Consider the following 20,220-nt stretch of genomic DNA (forward strand, 5'->3'; position numbering starts at 1 on the left):
CTTCGGGTGGTGCGGTGTAACCGGGTGTGGATTTCTCAGCTTGCCGCGAAGATGTGGGCGTCCTGCGGCCTCCAGGTGAAGCCGATGCGCTGACCATCACGCAGTGCCCTGACCGCCGCGTCGTTCGGGGTCTTGACGATCACCGTTTCGCCATTGGCCAACCTGAGGTGCACGCGCAGGTGATCCCCCAGGTAGACACGATCGGCGAGCGTTGCCTGGTAACGCGATTCGTCGCCGTGACACAGGCGGATGTTCTCGGGACGGATCAGCAGATCGACCCGCTGGGTGAGCGCCTGAGGCGCTCCAGCCGCCATGCCGCGCACGACGAAACCGGCCTCCAGGGCGACGTCGAGCTGAGCGCCCTGGCGCTCCAGCGGTCGGCCTCGCAGCACGTTGTTTTCACCGATGAAGGTGGCGACATAAGGATTTTCCGGACGCTCATAGAGCGAAGTCGGGTCGCCGATCTGGGCGATGTCCCCCTGATGGAAGACGGCGACACGGTCCGACATGGTCAGTGCTTCGCCCTGGTCGTGGGTGACGTAGACCACGGTCACCCCCAGATGCCGGTGCAGTTGCTTGATCTCGTACTGCATGTGCTCACGCAGGTTCTTGTCCAACGCCCCCAGGGGTTCATCCATCAGGATGACCTGTGGCTCGAAAACCATGGCGCGGGCCAGTGCCACACGCTGCTGCTGGCCGCCGGAGAGCTCGGCAGGACGGCGAGCCTGCATCCCGTGCAACTGCACCATGTCGATGGCGCGCTTTACCTTCTGCTCGATCTCGCTGCGGCCAAGGCCCCGCATCTTCAGCGGATAGGCCAGGTTTTCAGCGACGCTCATGTGCGGGAACAACGCGTAGTTCTGGAACACCATGCCCATGCCGCGCTGGTGGGCCGGGACGTTCTGGATCGGTTTGCCGCCCATGCGGATCTCGCCACGGGTTGGCGTTTCGAAGCCGGCCAGCATCATCAACGTGGTGGTCTTTCCTGAGCCTGACGCACCGAGCAGCGTCAGGAACTCGCCCTGCGCGATGCTCAGATTGAGGTCCTGGATGACCAGGTTCTTGCCGTCGTAGCTCTTCTGCACGTGGCATAGCTCGATCAGCGGCGACTGATCAGGGAACTGCGAGACACTGTTCATGGGCGTTGTCCGTTGGCGTGGTAGACCTCATCGAGCGCGGCGCGCAGGCGCGCAACCATTTCGCGGATCTGCTCCGCGTCGATGATGTAGGGCGGCGCCAGGGCGATGGCGTCCCCCATGTTGCGAACGATCAGGCCATGCCGGCGAGCGGCGAGCTCGACCTGCGCGCCGATGGCCAGACGGGCCGGGAATGACGCCCGCGAGGCTTTGTCCTCGACCAGCTCCAGCCCGGCGACCAGGCCGATACCGCGTATCTCGCCGATCAGCGGGTGGTCGAGCAGGGGCGAAAGGCACTGATGCAGCTCGCGTCCCATCGCGGCCGTATGCAGTGGCACGTTCATCTCGCGATAGATGTCCAGCGCTTCCAGCGCGACGGCTGCCGCGACCGGATGTCCCGAGTAGGTGAAGCCATGGCCGAAGCCATCCAGCTCACTGCTCTGCTCCTCCAGCACGGCATAGACCGCCGCGCTGACGAGCACACAGGAAATCGGCTGGTAGCCTGCGGACAGGCTCTTGGCACAGGCCATCAGGTCAGGCGTGAAGCCCATCGTCTGGTGCCCGAACCACTGCCCCGTCCGGCCGAAGCCGCAGATGATTTCATCGGCCAGCATGAGGATGTCATGGCGTGCCAGCAGCGCCTGGACTGCGGCGAAGTAGCCCGCCGGCGGAACGATGACGCCCCCCGCGCCCATGATGGGTTCACTGATGAAAGCGGCAATGTTCTGAGGCCCCTCGGCCTCGATGCGCTTCTCCAGCTGGTTGACCAGGCGCGCACAGAACTCGGCCTCGGACTCACCCGTTTGTACATTGCGGTAATGGTGCGGGCAATCGACATGGATCACCCCGTCAAGCGGCAGGCCAAAGGCCGCGTGCATGTTGGGCAAACCGGACAGGGACGCACCCATGACAGTGGAACCATGGAAGCCTCTCTGGTGAGCGATCACCTTGCGCTTCTGCGGATTGCCCCTGGCCCGGTGGTAGGCCCAGGCCATCTTGATCATCGAATCGTTGGCTTCGGAGCCGGAGCAGGCAAAGAACACCTTCGCCTCGGGCATCTTCGCCAGCTCGCAGATGCGCTCGGCCAGGCGCGCAGTCACCGCCGGCACCCGATGGTTGAAGGTGTGGTAGTAGGGCAGCGTCTCCAGCTGGCGCTGTGCGGCGCCGGCCAGACGCCGGTTGGAAAAACCCAGGCTCGCACACCACAGGCCCGACATCCCTTCGATGTATGCCTGGCCATGCTCATCGATCACATGCACCCCGTCTCCTCGCTCGATCACCAGCGGTCCCTGCCGCTGGTGCCGGCGCATGTTGGTTTGCGAGTGCAAGTGATAGCGCCTGTCGACCTGGGCAATGGTGCTTGTCGGGGGCGTGTGCAGTGACGGCATCGCAGTGATCTCCACGCTAACAGATAACTTATAAATTATGCATTGCATATCCGGCGCAGGACTCGACCTGCTTGGCCTGGCTGTCCCGCTGTGGAAAAAAGTACAACCCACCGCTTGTTCATGCAAGATATATCTTATAAGTTATTTGAAGAACGTCGTTAACCGACCGTCCCCACAACAACAACCAGGAACTGCAGCCATGCCGATTGCGCCTTCCGCTCACACAGCGCCCCCACCGGACCTGATCCCAGAACAGATCGCCTACCTCCAGGAGCGCGCGCAGTTCGTGCGTCTCGAAACAGTGCGGCTGATCTCGATTGCCAAGGTCGGCCACTACACATCGGTCTTTTCCTGCGCGGAGATCTTTGCCGCGCTGTACTACGACGCCATGCGCCTGCGCCATGGCGAGCCCAAGTGGGACGGGCGAGACCGATTCCTGATGGGCAAGGGGCACGCCGCAGTCGGCCTGTACCCGATCCTGGTCGACTGGGGGTTCTTCGATAAATCCGTGCTGGATGGCTACACCCGCCTGGGCAATCCGCTGGGTGATCACCCGGACATGCGCAAGGTGGCGGGCGTGGATTTCAGCTCCGGTTCCATCGGTCACGCACTGTCTGGCGGTTTTGGCATGGCCATGGGCGCACGCCTGCAAGACCAGGCATTCGACGTCTACGTGCTGCTGGGCGATGGCGAGATGCACGAAGGCCAGGTGTGGGAAGCCGCAATGGCTGCAGCGCACTACAAGACCTCCAACCTGATCGCGATCATCGATCGCAATGGCTATCAGCTCGACGGCAAGGTCGACGACATCATTGGCATCGAGCCGCTAGGTGACAAATGGCGGGCCTTCGGCTGGGAGGTGCACGAAGTGGATGGTCACGACGTCGCCGCTGTCGCCCGCCTGCTGCGCCAGCTGAAAGCGGATGAGCAACGCGAGAAGCCGGTATGCGTGATTGCCAAGACCGTGAAGGGCAAGGGCGTCGAGTACATGGAAACCGAGCCGGGCTGGCATCTCGGCTGGCTCGCAGAAGAGGACGAGCGCCTGGCCATCGAAGAAATCAAAGCCCGAGGAGGTGTGCAATGAACGCTCCAGTAAGCCCGGACAGCTGGCAGTACCGTCAGATCAATGCCCGTGCCCCCGGTTTGAACTACCTCTCCAACGGCCTGATCGATCTCGTCGCCGCCGGCCACAAGATCGCGGTGGGCACCGCCGACCTGCAGTATTCCAACGGTTTGAATCGGTTCGCCGAAAAGCACCCGGAGCTGTTCATTCAGTTTGGTATCTCCGAGCAGAACATGGTCACCGCCGCAGCGGGGATCGCCACTACTGGCAGCATGCCCTTCGTGGCCACGTTCGCCTCGTTCCTGGCGCTGCTGTGCTGCGAGCAGATCCGCATGGACGTGGCCTACTCGGCGCTGCCGGTGCGACTGATCGGCCACCACGCCGGCATCAGCCTCGGGTTCTACGGCACCTCGCACCACGCCACAGAGGACCTGGCGATCACCCGTGGCATTGCCGACCTCACGGTGGTCGCGCCGGCTGATGGTCCGCAGCTGGCCGCCGCGATTCGCGCATCGATCCATCATCCACAGCCCATCTACTTCCGCATTGGCCGAGGGCAGGAGCCGAATGTCTATGCGGACGACGTCGTCTTCGAGTTCGGCAAGGCCATCGTCCATGCCCAGGGGCACGACCTGACGCTGATTGCCACGGGCAGCATGCTGCATCCCACACTGGCAGCGGCCGAAGCCTTGCGCGCCAGCGGGCTTGCGGTCGGGGTAATCGACATGCACACCATCAAGCCGCTCGATCGCGAGGCCGTGCTGCACGCCGCGCGTCAGTGCCCATTGTTGATCACGGTCGAGGAGCACAACGTGCTGGGCGGCCTTGGCGGGGCTGTCGCGGAAGTGCTCGCCGATGTCGGCCAGGGTACCCGCCTGGTACGCCATGGGATCTATGACGAATACAGCCTGATCGCACCGCCTACCCACCTGTACCGGCACTACCGGCTCGATGCGGCCGGAATTGAGGCCGTCGCGCGCGAGGCACTGGCCAAAGGGGGCAAGCATGAGCGTTGATCTCAATGTCGCACTGAGCGAACGCGCCCGGCAGGTCCTGCCGGGCGGGCACCTCAGCCCCAGTCGCAAGCTGGGACAACCCTATGCCTTCGTGCGTGCCGAGGGTGCGTACCTGTACGACGCCAACGGCCAGCGCTACACCGACTATCACTGCGGTTTCGGCGCTCATGTGCTGGGCCACGGTATCGCGTCCATTCGCGACCGGGTCTTCGAAGTCAGTCAGCGCATAGACCTGATTGGTGCCGGAATCATCGACCTGGAAGTGGAAGCCGCCGAGGCGCTGGTGCGCCTGATTCCCTGTGCGGAGCAGGTCGCCTTCTGCAACAGCGGGTCCGAGGCGACCTACCATGCCCTGCGCCTGGCGCGCGCGGTGACCGGGGCGCAGCGGATCATCAAGTTCCAGGGTGGGTATCACGGCTGGCATGACTATGTCGCCATGAATGGCCAGAGTGCCGCGGAAAAGCTGGACGGCTACGACCCCATGTCGGACGGCATACTGTTCGATGCGGCACGCCATACCGTCATTCTTCCGTACAACGATGCCGACGCCGTGGAGCACTACCTCAAGGCCAACCCCGGCCAGGTCGCGGCCATCATCGTCGAGCCGATCGCGCACAACATGGGCGCGGTCACCGCTACGCGGGAGTTCCTCCAGACACTGCGGCTGCTCAGCAGCGAACATGGGGTGATCCTGATCTTTGACGAGGTGATCACCGGTTTTCGCCATGCCCTCGGGGGCTATCAGGCACTGATCGGTGTCACACCGGATCTGGCGACCTTCGGCAAGGCAGCCTCGTCCGGCTATCCGGTCGGCTTCGTGGCCGGACGCCGGGATCTCCTCGAACGCGTCGGCCGCAGTGGCGAACGTGGCGTGTTCATGGGCGGGACGTTCAACGGCACGCCCTCCACACTGGCGGCCGTACTGGCGACAATCGACGCACTTTCGCAGCAAGGTGTCTACGAGCGCTTGTTCGCCCTGGGTGATTACCTGCGCAGTCAGCTGGACGGGATCATCGAACGACTGGGCATCGAGGCCCAGAGCGCCGGATTCGGCTCCGTGTGGCTGCTGTATTTCTTCAGCGGGCCGTACCGCCAGTATCGCGACCTGCTCGCCAACGATGACGAGCTGGATCTGGCGCTGCGCCGGCGCCTCATCGAACAGCGGCAGATCTTCCAGCCCCTGCAGCTGAAACGCCTGTACCTGTCGGCCAGCCACACCCGGGAAATCGTTGACGATACGCTGGGGCTGATCGAGGACAATCTGCGCAGCCTGCGTCGCTGACGTGGCATCGCTCAGGCAGGACGCCGACGGCGGATAAATCATCTGGCAATAGGTTATATTTTATAAATGGTGCGAAATGCACCATTTATGGATCAATGGAGTCAGACGTGCAGATTCAACCGCTGGAACAAGGAAATTTGTCGGCCCGGGCGTACTACTCGATTCGCGAAGGGCTGATTGCCGGCAACTTCAAGCCTGGTGAGCGTCTGGTCATGCAGGATCTTGCCGAGCGCCTGGGCACGAGCGTGACGCCCGTGCGCGAGGCATGCCTGCGTCTGGTCAGCGAGCGCGGCCTGGAACTGCGCTCAGGCCGCTTCGCTATCGTGCCCACGCTGACGCTGAGTCGCTATATCGAGGTTCGCACCATCCGCATTGCCCTGGAAGGCCTGGCCGCCGAGTTGGCGACCCGCCACGTCACAGCCGAGAGCCTGGCAACGCTGGAAACGCTGCACGCCAGATTCGAAGAGGCCGAGCAGCAGAACGATGCCGTCGCCGCCATGCAGTACAACCGAGAATTTCATTTCACGCTGTACCGGCTGTCCGGCATGGAGATGCTGACCGCGCAGATCGAGGGGCTGTGGGTTTCCATGGGACCTATCTTGAATCTGTTCTACAGCAAGGGGCACAACACCTACCTCGGCGCCAGTGCTCATCTGACGCTCATGGACGCCCTGCGCGAGAAGAAGCCCGCCAAGGCGCGCAAGGCAATCGCGGACGACATCCTGGGAGCCAGCGACAGCATCATCGAATTCATCGACGGCCGCGAAAGGACCGAACAGCGTTAACCCGCCCGTCCATGTGACCCGGCACCTGTCCAGCCCACGCCCTGGGCCTGAGACATCTCATTCTCATCCTCACGGATCTACCTTATGGATATGGATTGGAGTCAGGCCCTGCAAGAGAGCCTGAGTTGGCTTGCAGTGGCGGCTGTCGTCACCTTCATCGTGTTCGCCGGAGCCTCGGCCCTGGCCATTCGCTGGACCCGCTGGGGTCGTCAGTTCTGGCAGATAGCCGGCCCCTACCTGAGCCCGCGAAACAGCTGGAAACCCTTGCTGGTGTTCGCCGTGCTGTTGGTACTGGCGCTGTTCGCGGTGCGCATGAACGTGCTCTTCTCATTCTGGTACAACGGCTTCTACAGCGCGCTGCAGGCCCTGGATCAGAAGGCGTTCTGGTTTCTCCTCGGCGTCTTCGCGGTCCTGGCGACCATCCATGTTCTGCGTGCCCTGTTCAACTACTACGTGACCCAGGCCTTCAGCATCCGCTGGCGGATCTGGCTCACCGAGCGCCTCACCGCCGACTGGATGAACGGCGACGCCTACTATCGCGGGCAGTTCCTCGACACCCCGGTGGATAACCCCGATCAGCGCATCGAGCTGGATGTAAATGCCTTCGTCAACTACTCGGTGAGCCTCAGCCTCGGTGCCGTCAGCGCACTGGTATCGCTGGTCGCCTTCACCGGCATTCTCTGGGGCCTGTCGGCGCCACTCAGCGTCGCCGGCGTGGAAATCCCCCGGGCGATGGTGTTCGCCGTCTATATCTACGTGATCATCGCCACCTGGATCGCCTTCCGCCTCGGTCGGCCGCTGATCCGCCTGAACTTCCTCAACGAGAAGCTGACCGCGAACTTCCGCTACGCCCTGATGCGCCTGCGCGAGTACGCGGAGAACGTAGCCTTCTACCAGGGCTCGGCCATCGAGCGTGGCACCCTGCTCGGCCGCTTCTCGGCACTCATCGGCAATGTCTGGGCACTGGTCTACCGGAGTCTGAAGTTCGACGGCTTCAACCTCGCCGTGAGCCAGGTGGCAGTGGTCTTCCCCTTCATCCTGCAGGCACCGCGCTTCTTCAGCGGCGCGATCAAGCTGGGCGACGTGATGCAGACTTCCCAGGCCTTCGGCCAGGTGCAGGACTCGCTGTCATTCTTCCGCTCCTCCTATGACACCTTCGCCCAGTATCGCGCCACCCTCGACCGTCTCACCGGCTTCCTCGACGCCAACCAGCAATCGCGCGAGCTGCCAAGCGTGACGCGAATCGCCCAGAGCGAGGCGCTGGACATCGTCGGCATGCAGGTGCAGCGCCCCGACGGCCATCACCTGTTGCAGGACCTGAATCTCAACCTGCGACCCGGCCAGGCCCTGCTGATCAAGGGCCCATCCGGCAGCGGCAAGACTACCCTGCTGCGCGCCCTGGCCGGCCTGTGGCCCTACGCCGAGGGTGAGGTGCACTGCCCCGCGGGCAGCGACGCGCTGTTCCTTGCCCAGCGTCCCTACCTGCCGCTGGGCGACCTGCGCAGCGCCATTGCCTACCCCGCCAGCAGCCTGCCCGGAGACGACGAGCGCCTGCAGCAGGCCCTGCGCCAGGTCAATCTGGCCCACCTGACAGATCGACTGGACCTGAGCAACGATTGGTCGCGCATTCTCTCGATCGGTGAACAGCAACGCCTGGCCTTCGCTCGCGTACTGGTCAACCGGCCGCACATCGTGTTCCTCGACGAATCCACCTCGGCCATGGACGAAGGCCTGGAGCATGCCCTCTATTCGCTGCTGCGCCGCGAGATGAGCGACAGCGTGCTGGTCAGCGTCGGCCACCGCGCCACCCTGTCCAGGTTCCATACGCACCGCCTGGAACTGGACGGACAAGGAGCCTGGTCGCTGACCGAGCAGGCTGCGCACGAGCCGCCTGCCTTGAGTTGAGTACGCGGGTGCAGGCATGCCATTGGCCGATCAGCCCGTACCTGCATGCAGCAGGAAGCCAGTGCCCGCATCGACGGTGCAGGCTACGCTGGGGCGCTGCCCCCTCGTAGCCTGACGAGCGCCTTGAAAGCGGGTGAGCCAGAGGCAGGCGGACCACGCCCCGGCCTGTCGCCGAACCGTCGTGGCGAGGAGCCCATGGCCGGCCCACTCATCAACGACACAACCGCCGACCGACCCGGGCTGACAGCTCAAGCAGCGCAAGCCTGCATACCCCGTGGGACAGCCGTCTACTCGGCTCTCTCCTGCTCTGGCACATAGATCATCCGACCGTCTGCCAGGCGATAGGTCACACCGGCCTTGGTGCCCTGCCCTTCGCCGATACTGCCATTGGATTCGTAGCGCTTAAGCTCCTCGCCATCTTTGACCAGCATGCGCATGTCGGCCTCACCGGGGTTTTCGATGACCACGACCTTGTCCTGGCTGAAGGGATTGAGCGGGTTCTGCACGATGACCACCAGCAGGATACCTATAACGACCAGAAACAGGTCGATCAGGTTGACCATCGAGATGATCGGATCGTCCGCCTCGTCATGTTCGAGAAAGCGCATCAGGCCTGCTCCCACGCACGCTCGATGCTACGAAGTTCCTGCAGCAGCCAACGACGGCGAACGGTAAGGATGAAGAAGGTGATGCTGGCGCTGAGCAGGGCGACGATCACCGAGGAGAACGCCACCACCATGTTCTCGCCAATGCCCTGAGCGTCGTTGCGGGTCAGCGCCAGTAGTGCAGGCCCCATCGGAATCATGGTGGCCACTAGGCCAAGCATCGGTGCACTGCGCGAGGTGATCCGCAGCCACTCCAGTTGCTTCATGATCCAGAGTTCAAGATCATCGCTGCTGCCGCCATGTTGCTCGTACCACCTGGCCAGCCTCGACTGGTAGCGAGCACGGTGACGTTGCCAGGCTTCCAGCGCGAAAGCGCCCAGAGCAAAGCAGGCATAAGCCAGCGACGCCAGGATCAAGAGCATGACGGGAACGAGGAAAAGCCGGGTGATTTCGTAGATGCTGGTTTCTAGACCGTTCATAACGCAGGTTCCGTCATTCGAGAATTTGTAAGACCCTGCCGAATGGCACCGGCCATGAAGCAGGCAAACAGCAGGGCGAAGCCGAGCCACAACAGCCACCGAGATTGCTCATCGCCCTGGGCGGGCATCACCTCCTCGAGCACCTGACCGCTGACAACCTGAGCGGCAGCCCCTGCATTCGACGACGGAGTGTTCTGGCCAGGGCTGTGCAAGCCGAAACCTGCGGCCAGCTGTTCGCTGAACTGCCGGGTAAGCGCTTCCCCAACCTCACCCGCCTCTGTACTTGCCAACTGCTGACGGCGCTCGACCAGCTCGCGGCGGGTCTGCTCGCTGGCATCCCAGTAGCCTTTGCGGATGGCCTCGAGCATGCGCTCGATGAGTTGAGCCTGAGCCGTTGGGTTGTGCTGCTCGAACCAGGCGTCGAGACCAAGCTCGCGCTTGTCCATGACGTAGGTGTCATGAATCGCCTGCCACTGATCATCACGCACCATGGTGCGATCGGTGGCCTGCCAGCCCCACAGGTTATTCACCAGGTTGAGCATCTCCAGCGTGCCGGCGTAGCCCTCCTTCTGCATCTCACCGATCCACTGCGGGTTCAGGTAGCGACCACGCAGCTCGGTCGCGAGGAACCGGGCGGCGCCCGTGATGCGCTCGCTCTTGCGCAGATCGGCTATGTACAGCACCGGACTGCGGCCATCGAGATGCCGCACCGCAGCCGAGAGACCACCGAGAAACTCGAAGGGGTGATCGGTGGACAGCAGCCCATTGAGTTCGGACGAACGTGACATCACGGCGGCCTCAACCCCCTTGAGCTGCTCGGCGAACAGATTGCCGCCCTCCAGCTTCACACCCCAGGCTTGCGCACCGTACCCATATTGCAGGCGCTGCAAAAACTGCTGGCCGAGCGCCGCATCGTCATCCCATTTCGTCGAGTCCAGGGCCAGCTTGGAAACGCCGGTACCATAGTCGCCCGGTTCGTTGCCGAACACGCGCAAACGTGACAGCTGCTGTGCCTGTTCGGCGGACACACCCTGCGCCTGCAAGCGCACGGCCAGCGCCCGGCTGTTCGCGGCGATGACATTCCCAGGCTCGTCCAGCTCAGCCAGACGATCTGCTGCATCTGCGAGCAGGCGCATGAAGCCGTCGAACTGATCCCGGTACAGGCTGGTGACCTGCAAGACGGCGTCGATACGTGGTCGTCCCAGTTCGCCGGCGGGAATGATATCCAGCGCCACTACCCGGCCACCGTCATCCCACACCGGGCGAAGGCCCATGGCATGCAGCACCTGGCTCTCGACGATGCCCAGGTGCCTCAACGCCTCCGACGACCACAGGCTGAACGCCAGCTTCTGCGGCGCCTGCCCCTCATGGTCCGCGCGGTACTGGCCGATCAGCTGCGCCAACGCCTCCTCCCCCGCCGCATAGGCCGCCCGTGTCGGCACCTTGTCAGCCTCGAAGGCATAGAGGTTGCGGCCACTCGGCACATCGGGATTGCGGACCGGGTCGCCGCCCGCCCCCGGCTCGACGAAAGCGCCGGACAGTCCTGCCAACAGTGCTTCCAGTTCCTGCGTATCGGCAAGCTGTCGATCCAGTTCGATGCCCCTGTCGATCAGCTCACGCAGTTCGGCAGACTCGATCGTCTCCGCGGCCACGCCATCCCTGAGATAACGCTGCAGGGTTCGGTAAGGCAGTGAGTTCTGCAGTTCACGGTAGTCGCTGGCGAATACCTCGTCGGGGTCGAGCCCCAGCGCCTGGTAGTACGCCTTACCCAGCTGCTGCATTACCGTGCTCAGCCGATGTTCGGCCGATGCCGGCTCACCGAAGGTATGTAACCCAAGCGGCGTGGCGCCGCGTGCAAGTTCGTGCAGGTGATCATGCAGGACGGCGAAGAATGCCGGGAAATCCGCACGCATCGACGCCTCATCCCAACCCAGGTCGGCCTGCATGTCCATGGCCACGACCGCCGTCCATATCTGCTCGGCGGTTTGCTCGCGTACGGCGCCTTCGTCCAGCTGTTGGTATTCGTGGATCGTCTGGTGCAGATCGCGCAGCTCGTCATAGAGGCCGGCCGGTGCGAAGGCCGGCGTCTGATGGCTGATGGTGACGGCACGCCCCCTGCGCCTGGCCTGAATGGCCTCGCCGATGTTGTCCTGGATATAGGGATAGAAGACCGGCAGGTCGCCGACGGCGAGAAAGGGATAATCATCGGCGGACAAGCCGCGATCCTTTCCTGGCAGCCACTCCTGTGTACCGTGCGTGCCGAAGTGGATCAGCGCATCGGCGCCGAAGCGCTCGCGCACCAGCTGGTAAGCCGCCATGTAGAGATGGTCCGGCGGCACCTTGCTGTCGTGGTAGGCCTCGCCTGGCCGCCCCGCTCTCGGTGGCTGGGGTAAAAGCAGCAACTTGCCCAGGTGCAAGGCCGGGATCACGAACTGCATGACGCCATCGACCTCGCGCAGCGCCCAGTGTTGCACCGGCTCGCCCCAACGGGCGGTCAGCGCATCGCGCGTCGCCAGCGGCAGGCGCGCGAACCAGGCCTGGTAATCCTTCAATGGCAGCGTGTCGGCCAGCCCCTCGCGCAGCAGTTCATCCAGGGTTTCCGGGCGGTAGTAACCCGCCAGCAGGCGTTGAGCGGCATCGATCAGATCGGCCTCCGATGTCGCGGGCACCTCGTATCCCGCACGGTTCAGGGCCGCACTCAACGCGGCCAGGCTGGCGGGCACGTTGAGGTGAGACGCAGCGACGTTCCGTTCACCGTCCGGGTGATTCCAGAACATCAGCGCGAGTCGTTTGTCCTGCGCTGGCAACTGACGCAGGCGAATCAGCCGATCCAGCTTGCCGAGCAGCGCTTCGGCCTGACCGGGCATGAGCCTCGGTTCCCCCTCCTCCAGTGCACTGATCACCAGCGGATCACTCATGCCCCAGCTTTCCGGAACGCTGAGAAAGGCCGACGCCGCGCGTGCCTCCATGCCACTGGTCTGAGCCTGCCACTGCTGCTCGCTACCGCCGCGATGAGCGAATGTCTGCAGCACCGGCACACCGAGCAGCAGGAACTCCTGCTTTCGCGCCGGACCGTTCTGCATGTGCTGGAGATTCACCAACGCCTGCAGGTCGGCAGTGGCGAATAGCTCAACAAGCGCATGCGGGTTGGCATCATCGAACCAGAACAGCAGCGGCAACTGCCCATGTCGTTCGCTGCGTTCGATGAGCTCGTCGATGGCCTGCAACTGGGCATCGGCAATGGCACCGCGGTGAATGGCGAACGCCACCCGTGGCGCGGTTGGCTGCCAGCGTTCACGCCCCCACTCGAGATAGTCATCGAGCGTGGCGAATGGCGACGGCGCATCAGGATGATAGAAACCGGTTTTCGGCAGTTCGACAGGAGCCGGTAAATCATCGAAAGGCAGACCCGCCTTCCTGCGCTGAGTCAGCGTGAACAGTTGTTTGAGGTTGGTCTCGCCCCCATTGCCGTAGTAGCCGATCAGGCGCATCGCCAGCGGCGGCGGCAGGTTGCCATAGGCCGGCGGACCGCCACCGACGCGAATCCAGGGCACGGGCAAACGTTCCAGTACGTCGCCCAAACGCTGCTGCACTGCCTGCAGGTCGGACGGACGCGGCGTGTCCATGATCAGCAGATCGACCGCCGCCAGCCACTCGCCATCAGGTGCCTGTTCGGCACCACTGCGCAGGCTGGAAAATTCTACGCCCCGCTGCTTCGCCCAGGCAGCGAGACGCGCATGCTTGCCGGCCAGCACGAAGTCGCTGCTGAGCATGCGTACCTGTGCAGGCTCGGCAGCGGCCTGCAGGCTCCAGCTCAGGCAGCAGAGCAGAAGGATCAGGCCGCGCATCAGAACGTGGCAACCAGGCCGACGTGATAGGTGCGCCCGGGCTCGGCATAGACGAAGCGCTCACTCTGATCCGCCAGGCGTTCGTCACCGATGTTCTCGATACCGCCGCGCAGCGTCAGGTTACTGCTCAGCTTCTGGCTCATTTCCAGATGCCACAGGCTGTAGGCCGGCAGCGAGTAGGCCACGTTGCTGCTGTAGGTCAGCTGGCTTCCAATGTACTCGGTGCGCAACTGAGCCTCGAAGGTGGACGTCGGCTGCCATTGCAGCACGCTGTTGGCAAGATGTCGGGAACGGTCTCCCAGGCGCTGCCCGAGCGTGCGGTTGCGCGCATCCAGGTAGGTGTAATTGAGCTTCCAGCTCAGCGTGCTGCTCAGATCCACCCCTGCGCCCAACTCGACACCGCGGATACGGGCCTTGTCCACGTTCTCGTAGTTACGCAGCTCACGCCCACGCACACCGCAGCTGGCTACGCAGACCGTCTGGATCAGATCCTCCACGTCATTCTCGAAGAGCATGCCGCTCAGCGACCAGCCCCGTGCCTGGTAATCCGCGCCCAGCTCATAGGACGTATTGGTTTCCGGCTGCAGATCGGGGTTGCCGACGATGGTGAATCGACCGCCGCCGCCGACGGCAGAGTAGCCCGGCGACAACTGTTTCAGGCTTGGTGCCTTGAAGCCTTTGCCGACGCCAGCGCGCAGAGTCAGATGATCGTCGAGATGGTGCAGCAGGTAGACACGCGGGCTGTTCTCCCAGCCGAACTGCTCGTGCTTGTCGAAGCGGCTGCCCAGTGTCAGCGACCAAGCGGGACTGAAAGCGATCTCGTCCTGCAGGAAGACCGCGCGATGCAGTGCCTCATCCTCGCCCCGAGCGTTGACCGAACGATCCTCCAGCTCCTCCTTGCGCCACTCGCCACCAAGGGTCACCCGATGCATATCGAGCAACGGCACACTCAGATTGCCGTCCACCACGCTGTCGGTCAGACGCTGCGGGCCGCTGGGGGCTACCCCGCCACTGCGGGAGTTCTTGCGCTCCAGCTGATTGCGATAGGCACGCAACTGACTGCTGCCCCACAGCCAATCGCCAGAATGCACCAACGACCAGCGTTCCCGTTCGATGATGTCAGTGGACTCGTAGTCCCTCGATGCGCCACCACCCGTTTCGCTATTGCGCCAACGCCGCTCGCGTCCGCTTTCGTATCCGAAGTCGATGCGCTGCGCGTCGTCCGGCGTCCAGCTCAGCGTTGCACCGCCGCTGTTGCCGTTACGACCTTCCAGTTCGGAAAGATTGCGACTGTCGAAGTCTGGCGTTTCCTGCTGACGCTGGCTCTCGGCATTGAGTGCCAGCCCCAGCACACCCGGCAACAGGGGGCCGCTGACGTACCCTCCCGCCTGGTGCGTTTGCCCACCCAGGCCATCCTCACGAACGCCCCCCTCGACGAAACCACTACCCAGCCAGGTGTCGGTCGCCTTGCGCGTGATCACGTTGACCACGCCACCCAGCGCTTCGGAACCGTAGAGTGAAGACATCGGCCCACGTACCACCTCGATGCGTTCGATGGCCTCGACCGGCACCCAGCCCAGGTCGAAATCGGAGTGGGCAATGGCTCCGGCTGATGGACTGATGCGCTTGCCGTCGATGAGCACCAGGGTGTGCTCGCTGGACATGCCGCGAATGCTGATCCCCCGGCGACTCATACCGATGCCGTTGAACTGCAAGCCTTCGCTTCCACGCAGTGCGTCCTTGAGATCTCGCACGGGGCGCCTGCTCAGATCCTCAGCAGTGATGACAGCGACACTGGCCGGCACATCCTTCAGCGCACGCTTGGTACTGGTGGCGCTGACCACCGTTGGTTCCAGCATCAGCACCTCGGCCTGACCGCCAAGCGGTAAAAAGCTGAATGCAAGCAACGACAAAGAACGGCGCGGCGCAAAGCGACGCATCTTCAAGACTGGCATGGCGATCCTTCCAACGGGCAGATCTGCGATCTGAGTGGCGATTGTTGTGAGACAGGGTGAGGCAGAAGGCCGTAGATGCAGCCCAATAAAATGAAATGTTATTTCATAACATTATTGAGGTCAAAAATTACTCAGTCAATCCAACCGCGCCCACCATGCTCCACGCTCCGCCCGCCAGGGTGAAGACAAGTTCGCCGGTGTCCGCCTGGATAACGGCCTCAGCAACGCCCCCCTGCTGCAGGACTGCACCGCGCGCTTCCAGTGCCGCACCGCCTTCCAGTACGAAGGCGGCGATCATGTGATCTTCGTCGGGGAGGTGCTCGCCTTCGATCACAGCGAGCGTGCCCCGCTGGCCTTCCAGCGCGGCCAGTACGCCCTGACCACGCGCAAGCCACCTGAAGAGCTGCGCCTGGGCTGCGAGCCACCACCGGAGTGCAGCTACACCGAGGACCTGCTCGGCTACCTGCTCGGCCGCTCGCACTATCAACTGCTGCACGCGCTGCGTCGTCAGCTGCCGTCACGACAGCTCGACGAGCATGCCTTCTTCGTGCTGTCGGTACTGTGCATCCGCGACGGCCTGAGCCTGGATGAGCTCAACGCCTTCGTCTCCTACACCGGCAAGCCTGTGCAGACCACGACGCTGCTGTTTCTCGAGCGCCAGGGGCTCATCGCGAGCGAACGCAAGGGCGCTGAGACGCTGTACGTGCTGACGGCCAAGGGTCGGGAGTGCTCGCTGGAGGAAATAGCCCTGGCCAAGGCGGTCGAGGAGGAGGTCTCCTCGCGCCTGGGCAGCAGCGACGTCGAGGCGCTGAAGGTACTGCTCAAGCGCCTGATCGCCAGCACCGACTGTGGCGTGCCCGATCTCTGGGGGCCTCGCTGAGGCCAGGGGCTTTACTGCCCATCGCGCATGCACCGCGCATCGAACCATCCGCTCGCCGATACAGACTTCCCCCGGAAAACCCGGATAATGGCGGCCATTTCGTTTCGCTCGCTGGTGCTGCCCCATGGAAATCAAGGTCAACTTTCTCGACAACCTTCGCCTCGAAGCCAAGTTCGATGACTTCACGGTGATCGCCGATCAGCCGATCCGCTACAAGGGCGACGGCTCGGCGCCGGGACCGTTCGACTACTTCCTCGCCTCCTCGGCGCTGTGCGCGGCCTATTTCGTCAAGCTGTACTGCCAGACGCGGGACATCCCCACCGAGCACATCCGCCTGTCGCAGAACAACATCGTCGACCCGGAGAACCGCTACGCGCAGATCTTCAAGATCCAGGTCGAGCTGCCGGCCGACATTTCCGAGAAGGACCGCCAGGGCATCCTGCGCTCCATCGACCGCTGCACGGTGAAGAAGGTGGTGCAGCAGGGCCCCGAGTTCATCATCGAGGAAGTCGACAACCTCGACGCGGACGCCCAGGCGCTGCTGATGCCGGTGTCCGACAGCACGACCTACATTCCGGGCAAGGACCTGCCGCTGGAACAGACCATCGCCAACATGTCGGGCATCCTCGCCGACCTGGGGATGAAGATCGAGATCGCCTCCTGGCGCAACATCGTGCCCAACGTCTGGTCGCTGCATATCCGTGATGCGCAGTCGAACCTGTGCTTCACCAACGGCAAGGGCGCGAGCAAGGAGAGTGCCCTGGCGTCGGCGCTGGGCGAGTTCATCGAACGGCTCAACTGCAACTTCTTCTACAACGACCAGTTCTGGGGCGAGGACATCGCCAATGCCGCGTTCGTCCACTACCCCGACGAGCGCTGGTTCAAGCCGGGGCCTAAGGATGCACTGCCGGCCGAGATCCTCGACGAGCACTGCCTGGCCATCTACAACCCGGATGGCGAGCTGCGCGGCTCGCACCTGTTCGACACCAACTCGGGCAACAGCGCACGCGGCATCTGCTCGCTGCCCTTCGTGCGCCAGAGCGACGGCGAGACGGTGTACTTCCCGTCCAACCTGATCGAGAACCTGTACCTGTCCAACGGCATGAGCGCCGGCAACACCCTGGCCGAAGCGCAGGTGCAGTGCCTGTCGGAAATCTTCGAGCGCGCGGTCAAGCGCGAGATCCTGGAGAACGAACTGGCCCTGCCGGACGTGCCGCAGGAGGTGCTGGCCAAGTACCCGGGCATCGTCGCCGGCATCCAGGGCCTCGAAGAACAAGGCTTCCCGGTGCTGGTCAAGGACGCCTCCCTGGGCGGCGAGTTCCCGGTGATGTGCGTGACCCTGATGAACCCGCGCACCGGTGGCGTGTTCGCCTCCTTCGGCGCCCACCCGAGCCTGGAAGTGGCGCTGGAGCGCAGCCTCACCGAGCTGCTGCAGGGGCGCAGCTTCGAGGGGCTGAACGACCTGCCGCAGCCAACCTTCGACAGCCTGGCACTGACCGAACCGAACAACTTCGTCGAGCACTTCATCGACTCCAGCGGCGTGGTGTCCTGGCGCTTTTTCAGCGCCAGGAGCGACTTCGAGTTCGTCGAGTGGGACTTCTCCGGCGAAGGCTCGGAGTCCAACGAACAGGAAGCCGCCACCCTGTTCGGCATCCTCGAAGACCTGGGCAAGGAGGTCTACATGGCCACCTACGACGACCTCGGCGCCAACGCCTGTCGCATCCTGGTGCCGGGCTATTCGGAAATCTACCCGGTGGAAGACCTGATCTGGGACAACACCAACAAGGCGCTGCTGTTCCGCAAGGACATCCTCAACCTGCATGCCCTGAGCGATCGCGAACTCAAGTCGCTGCTGCGCAACCTCAACAACAGTGAGGTCGACGACTACACCGACATCAGCACGCTGATCGGCATCGAGTTCGACGACAACACGGTCTGGGGCCAGCTGACCATTCTCGAACTGAAGCTGCTGATCAGCCTGGCGCTGAACAAGTACGACGATGCCAAGGAACTGGTGGAGATGTTCCTGCAATACAACGACAACACAGTCGAACGTGGGCTGTTCTACCAGGCCGTCAATGCCGTGCTGGAGATCCAGCTGGACGACGAACTGGAACTGGCCGACTACGAGCACAACCTGCGCCGCATGTTCGGCAGCGAACGCATGGATGCGGTGATCGGCTCGGTGCAGGGCAGCGTGCGTTTCCATGGCCTGACCCCGACCAGCATGCAGCTCGAAGGGCTGGACAAGCACCTGCGCCTGATCGACAGCTACAAGAAGCTGCACGCCGCTCGCGCCAGGGCGGCCGGGCTGGCCGGCTGAGCATGCGCGCCGAACGCGTCGCGGCGCTGATGCTGGCGGCCGGCTACAGCCGCCGCTTCGGCAGCGACAAGCGTCGCCAGCTGCTCGCCGACGGCCGCTCGCTGCTCGCCGCCAGCCTCGCCCTGCCCTGCGCCCGGCTGGACGAGGTCTGGCTGGTGCTGCGCCCGGACGAAGCCGTGGCGCAGCTGGGCCTGTCCGATCGCGTCAGACTGGTGCAGCACCCGAGCACGACCCAAGGCATGGGCCACAGCCTGGCGGCCGGCATCGCGCGACTGCAGGCCGAATCGTCCGCGCAGGCCGTGGCGATCTTTCTCGCCGACATGCCGCTGATCCGACGGGACAGCCTGGATGCCCTGCTGGCGCAGGCCAGCGCGAGCAGCATCGTGCAACCCAGCCATCGCGGCAGCCGCGGCCACCCGGTACTGATCGGCCGCGACTTCTGGCCACAGCTTGCCGCGCTGAGCGGCGATGCCGGCGCACGCAGGGTGCTGCAGCGCAACGCCGAGGCCGTGCAGATCGTCGAGCTGGACGACCCCGGCGTGCTGCAGGACGTCGATACCCGCGAAGACTGGCAACAGCTGCCGCCACACTGAACCTTCAGTGCGCTTCCTTGCGGTACTCCGCGCCCAGCTCACGGGCCAGGGCAATGAAATTGACGACCTGCGGCGACTGGTGCAGTTCACGGCAGACCAGGGTGATCGGCGCGACCAGACGAGGCCTGGCATCACGAATCGAGCGATACGCCACGCTGTGCTCGTGAAAACCGCGCATCGACGCAGGCACCACTGACACGCCGGCGCCGGCGGCCACCAGGCTGACATTGGTCAGCATGCGCTCCACCTCGAACGCCACCTGCGGCTCGAACCCGGCACTGCGGCACGCCTGCAGGAAATTGGCGTACATCCCCGGCGCACCGGGACGACGCACCAGGATCAATGGCTCGTCGACGAGGTCCTTGAGCGAAACGGCGCCAGCACGCTCAAGCAACCGATGCCCGACCGGCAGGACGAGCACCAGTTCCTCGTTGAGCAGGCGGTGGTAGCTGACGCCCTCAGGGCTGGCCACGGGAGCGCGCAGGATGCCGACATCCACCCGCTCGCTCAGCACGTTGTCGGTCAGCAGTTTCGCGCTGCCCTCGTTCAGCGCAATGTCCACCCCTGGATAGCGTTCGCGATAACGCCGGATGATCCTCGGGATCAATGGATGCGACGCAGCGGAGCTGGTGAACCCCAGCCTCAGGCTGCCTTCGATGCCCTGCGCGGCCCGCGCAGCCTTGAGTCCACCCTGCTGGACCCGCTGGAGGATGTCCCGTGCTTCCTTCAGGAAGACCTCGCCGCCCACCGTCAGATCGACACCCTTGGCATGGCGGATGAACAGCTCGAATCCCAGCTCGGCCTCCAACGCACGGATCTGCTGGCTCAGCGGCGGTTGCTGCATGTTCAGGCGCGTAGCCGCGCGGGTAAAGTGACGCTCCTCGGCAACCATGACGAAGTAGCGCAGGTGACGAAGCTCCATGAGATGACTCACCGTGAGACAGAGTGGACAGCAGGGCCGA

14 protein-coding genes and 1 pseudogene are annotated in these 20,220 nt (G+C 63.8%); 8 read left to right on the forward strand and 7 right to left on the reverse strand.

Annotated elements, in window-relative coordinates:
• Positions 1–35: 35 nt before the first annotated feature.
• Positions 36–1,139, reverse strand: coding sequence for an ABC transporter ATP-binding protein (locus EPK82_RS19280; protein ID WP_134677704.1), 1,104 nt, complete (start codon positions 1,137–1,139; stop codon positions 36–38).
• A complete protein-coding gene (locus EPK82_RS19285) occupies positions 1,136–2,572 on the reverse strand; it encodes an aminotransferase (RefSeq protein WP_341870010.1) in 1,437 nt (478 codons plus the stop codon). The genes EPK82_RS19280 and EPK82_RS19285 overlap by 4 nt, the downstream gene beginning before the upstream one ends.
• A 151-nt stretch (positions 2,573–2,723) precedes the next feature.
• Between EPK82_RS19285 and EPK82_RS19290 the strand changes: the two genes are divergently transcribed.
• From EPK82_RS19290 to EPK82_RS19310, 5 genes are all read left to right on the forward strand, one after another.
• Positions 2,724–3,608 carry a transketolase gene (locus EPK82_RS19290; protein WP_134677706.1) on the forward strand — a complete coding sequence of 295 codons (885 nt, stop codon included), beginning with the start codon at positions 2,724–2,726 and terminating at the stop codon, positions 3,606–3,608.
• Positions 3,605–4,603 (forward strand): transketolase family protein, encoded by a 999-nt coding sequence (locus EPK82_RS19295; RefSeq protein WP_134677707.1) that lies wholly within the window; start codon positions 3,605–3,607, stop codon positions 4,601–4,603. Before EPK82_RS19290 ends, EPK82_RS19295 begins: the two co-directional genes overlap by 4 nt.
• Complete coding sequence (locus tag EPK82_RS19300) at positions 4,593–5,885, forward strand: aspartate aminotransferase family protein (RefSeq protein ID WP_134677708.1); 1,293 nt, start codon at positions 4,593–4,595, stop codon at positions 5,883–5,885. Before EPK82_RS19295 ends, EPK82_RS19300 begins: the two co-directional genes overlap by 11 nt.
• Positions 5,886–5,992: 107 nt before the next feature.
• On the forward strand, positions 5,993–6,670 hold the full coding sequence (locus EPK82_RS19305; RefSeq protein ID WP_134677709.1) for a GntR family transcriptional regulator: 678 nt from the start codon (positions 5,993–5,995) through the stop codon (positions 6,668–6,670).
• Positions 6,671–6,754: 84 nt separating this feature from the next.
• Positions 6,755–8,575 carry an ABC transporter ATP-binding protein/permease gene (locus EPK82_RS19310; protein ID WP_134677710.1) on the forward strand — a complete coding sequence of 607 codons (1,821 nt, stop codon included), beginning with the start codon at positions 6,755–6,757 and terminating at the stop codon, positions 8,573–8,575.
• A 287-nt stretch (positions 8,576–8,862) separates the two neighbouring features.
• Here the strand turns inward: EPK82_RS19310 and EPK82_RS19315 are convergent, their stop codons facing one another.
• From EPK82_RS19315 to EPK82_RS19330, 4 genes are read right to left on the reverse strand one after another with little or no spacing between them, the layout of a single operon-like run.
• Positions 8,863–9,183: a DUF2149 domain-containing protein gene (locus EPK82_RS19315; RefSeq protein ID WP_134677711.1), complete on the reverse strand. Its 321-nt coding sequence runs from the start codon at positions 9,181–9,183 to the stop codon at positions 8,863–8,865.
• The gene (locus EPK82_RS19320) at positions 9,183–9,659 is read right to left on the reverse strand and encodes a MotA/TolQ/ExbB proton channel family protein (RefSeq protein ID WP_134677712.1); all 477 of its coding nucleotides are present in this window, start codon (positions 9,657–9,659) and stop codon (positions 9,183–9,185) included. Before EPK82_RS19320 ends, EPK82_RS19315 begins: the two co-directional genes overlap by 1 nt.
• Complete coding sequence (cobN, locus tag EPK82_RS19325; protein ID WP_134677713.1) at positions 9,656–13,507, reverse strand: cobaltochelatase subunit CobN; 3,852 nt, start codon at positions 13,505–13,507, stop codon at positions 9,656–9,658. The genes EPK82_RS19320 and cobN overlap by 4 nt, the downstream gene beginning before the upstream one ends.
• On the reverse strand, positions 13,507–15,462 hold the full coding sequence (locus tag EPK82_RS19330) for a TonB-dependent receptor domain-containing protein (RefSeq protein ID WP_134677714.1): 1,956 nt from the start codon (positions 15,460–15,462) through the stop codon (positions 13,507–13,509). The genes cobN and EPK82_RS19330 overlap by 1 nt, the downstream gene beginning before the upstream one ends.
• A 163-nt stretch (positions 15,463–15,625) precedes the next feature.
• Between EPK82_RS19330 and EPK82_RS19335 the strand changes: the two are divergent.
• The 3 genes and pseudogenes from EPK82_RS19335 to EPK82_RS19345 all read left to right on the forward strand — a co-directional run.
• Positions 15,626–16,342: pseudogene (locus EPK82_RS19335) on the forward strand (flavin reductase); the annotation flags it as partial.
• 124 nt (positions 16,343–16,466) lie between these two features.
• Complete coding sequence (locus tag EPK82_RS19340) at positions 16,467–18,665, forward strand: OsmC domain/YcaO domain-containing protein (protein WP_134677715.1); 2,199 nt, start codon at positions 16,467–16,469, stop codon at positions 18,663–18,665.
• Between the two features lie 2 nt (positions 18,666–18,667).
• Positions 18,668–19,258: a nucleotidyltransferase family protein gene (locus EPK82_RS19345; protein WP_134677716.1), complete on the forward strand. Its 591-nt coding sequence runs from the start codon at positions 18,668–18,670 to the stop codon at positions 19,256–19,258.
• A gap of 4 nt (positions 19,259–19,262) precedes the next feature.
• Here EPK82_RS19345 and EPK82_RS19350 read toward each other — a convergent pair whose 3' ends face one another.
• Positions 19,263–20,180 (reverse strand): LysR family transcriptional regulator, encoded by a 918-nt coding sequence (locus EPK82_RS19350; RefSeq protein WP_037047036.1) that lies wholly within the window; start codon positions 20,178–20,180, stop codon positions 19,263–19,265.
• Between the last annotated feature and the right edge of the window lie 40 nt (positions 20,181–20,220).

It is taken from the genome of Ectopseudomonas khazarica (assembly GCF_004521985.1).
Taxonomy (GTDB): domain Bacteria; phylum Pseudomonadota; class Gammaproteobacteria; order Pseudomonadales; family Pseudomonadaceae; genus Aquipseudomonas; species Aquipseudomonas khazarica.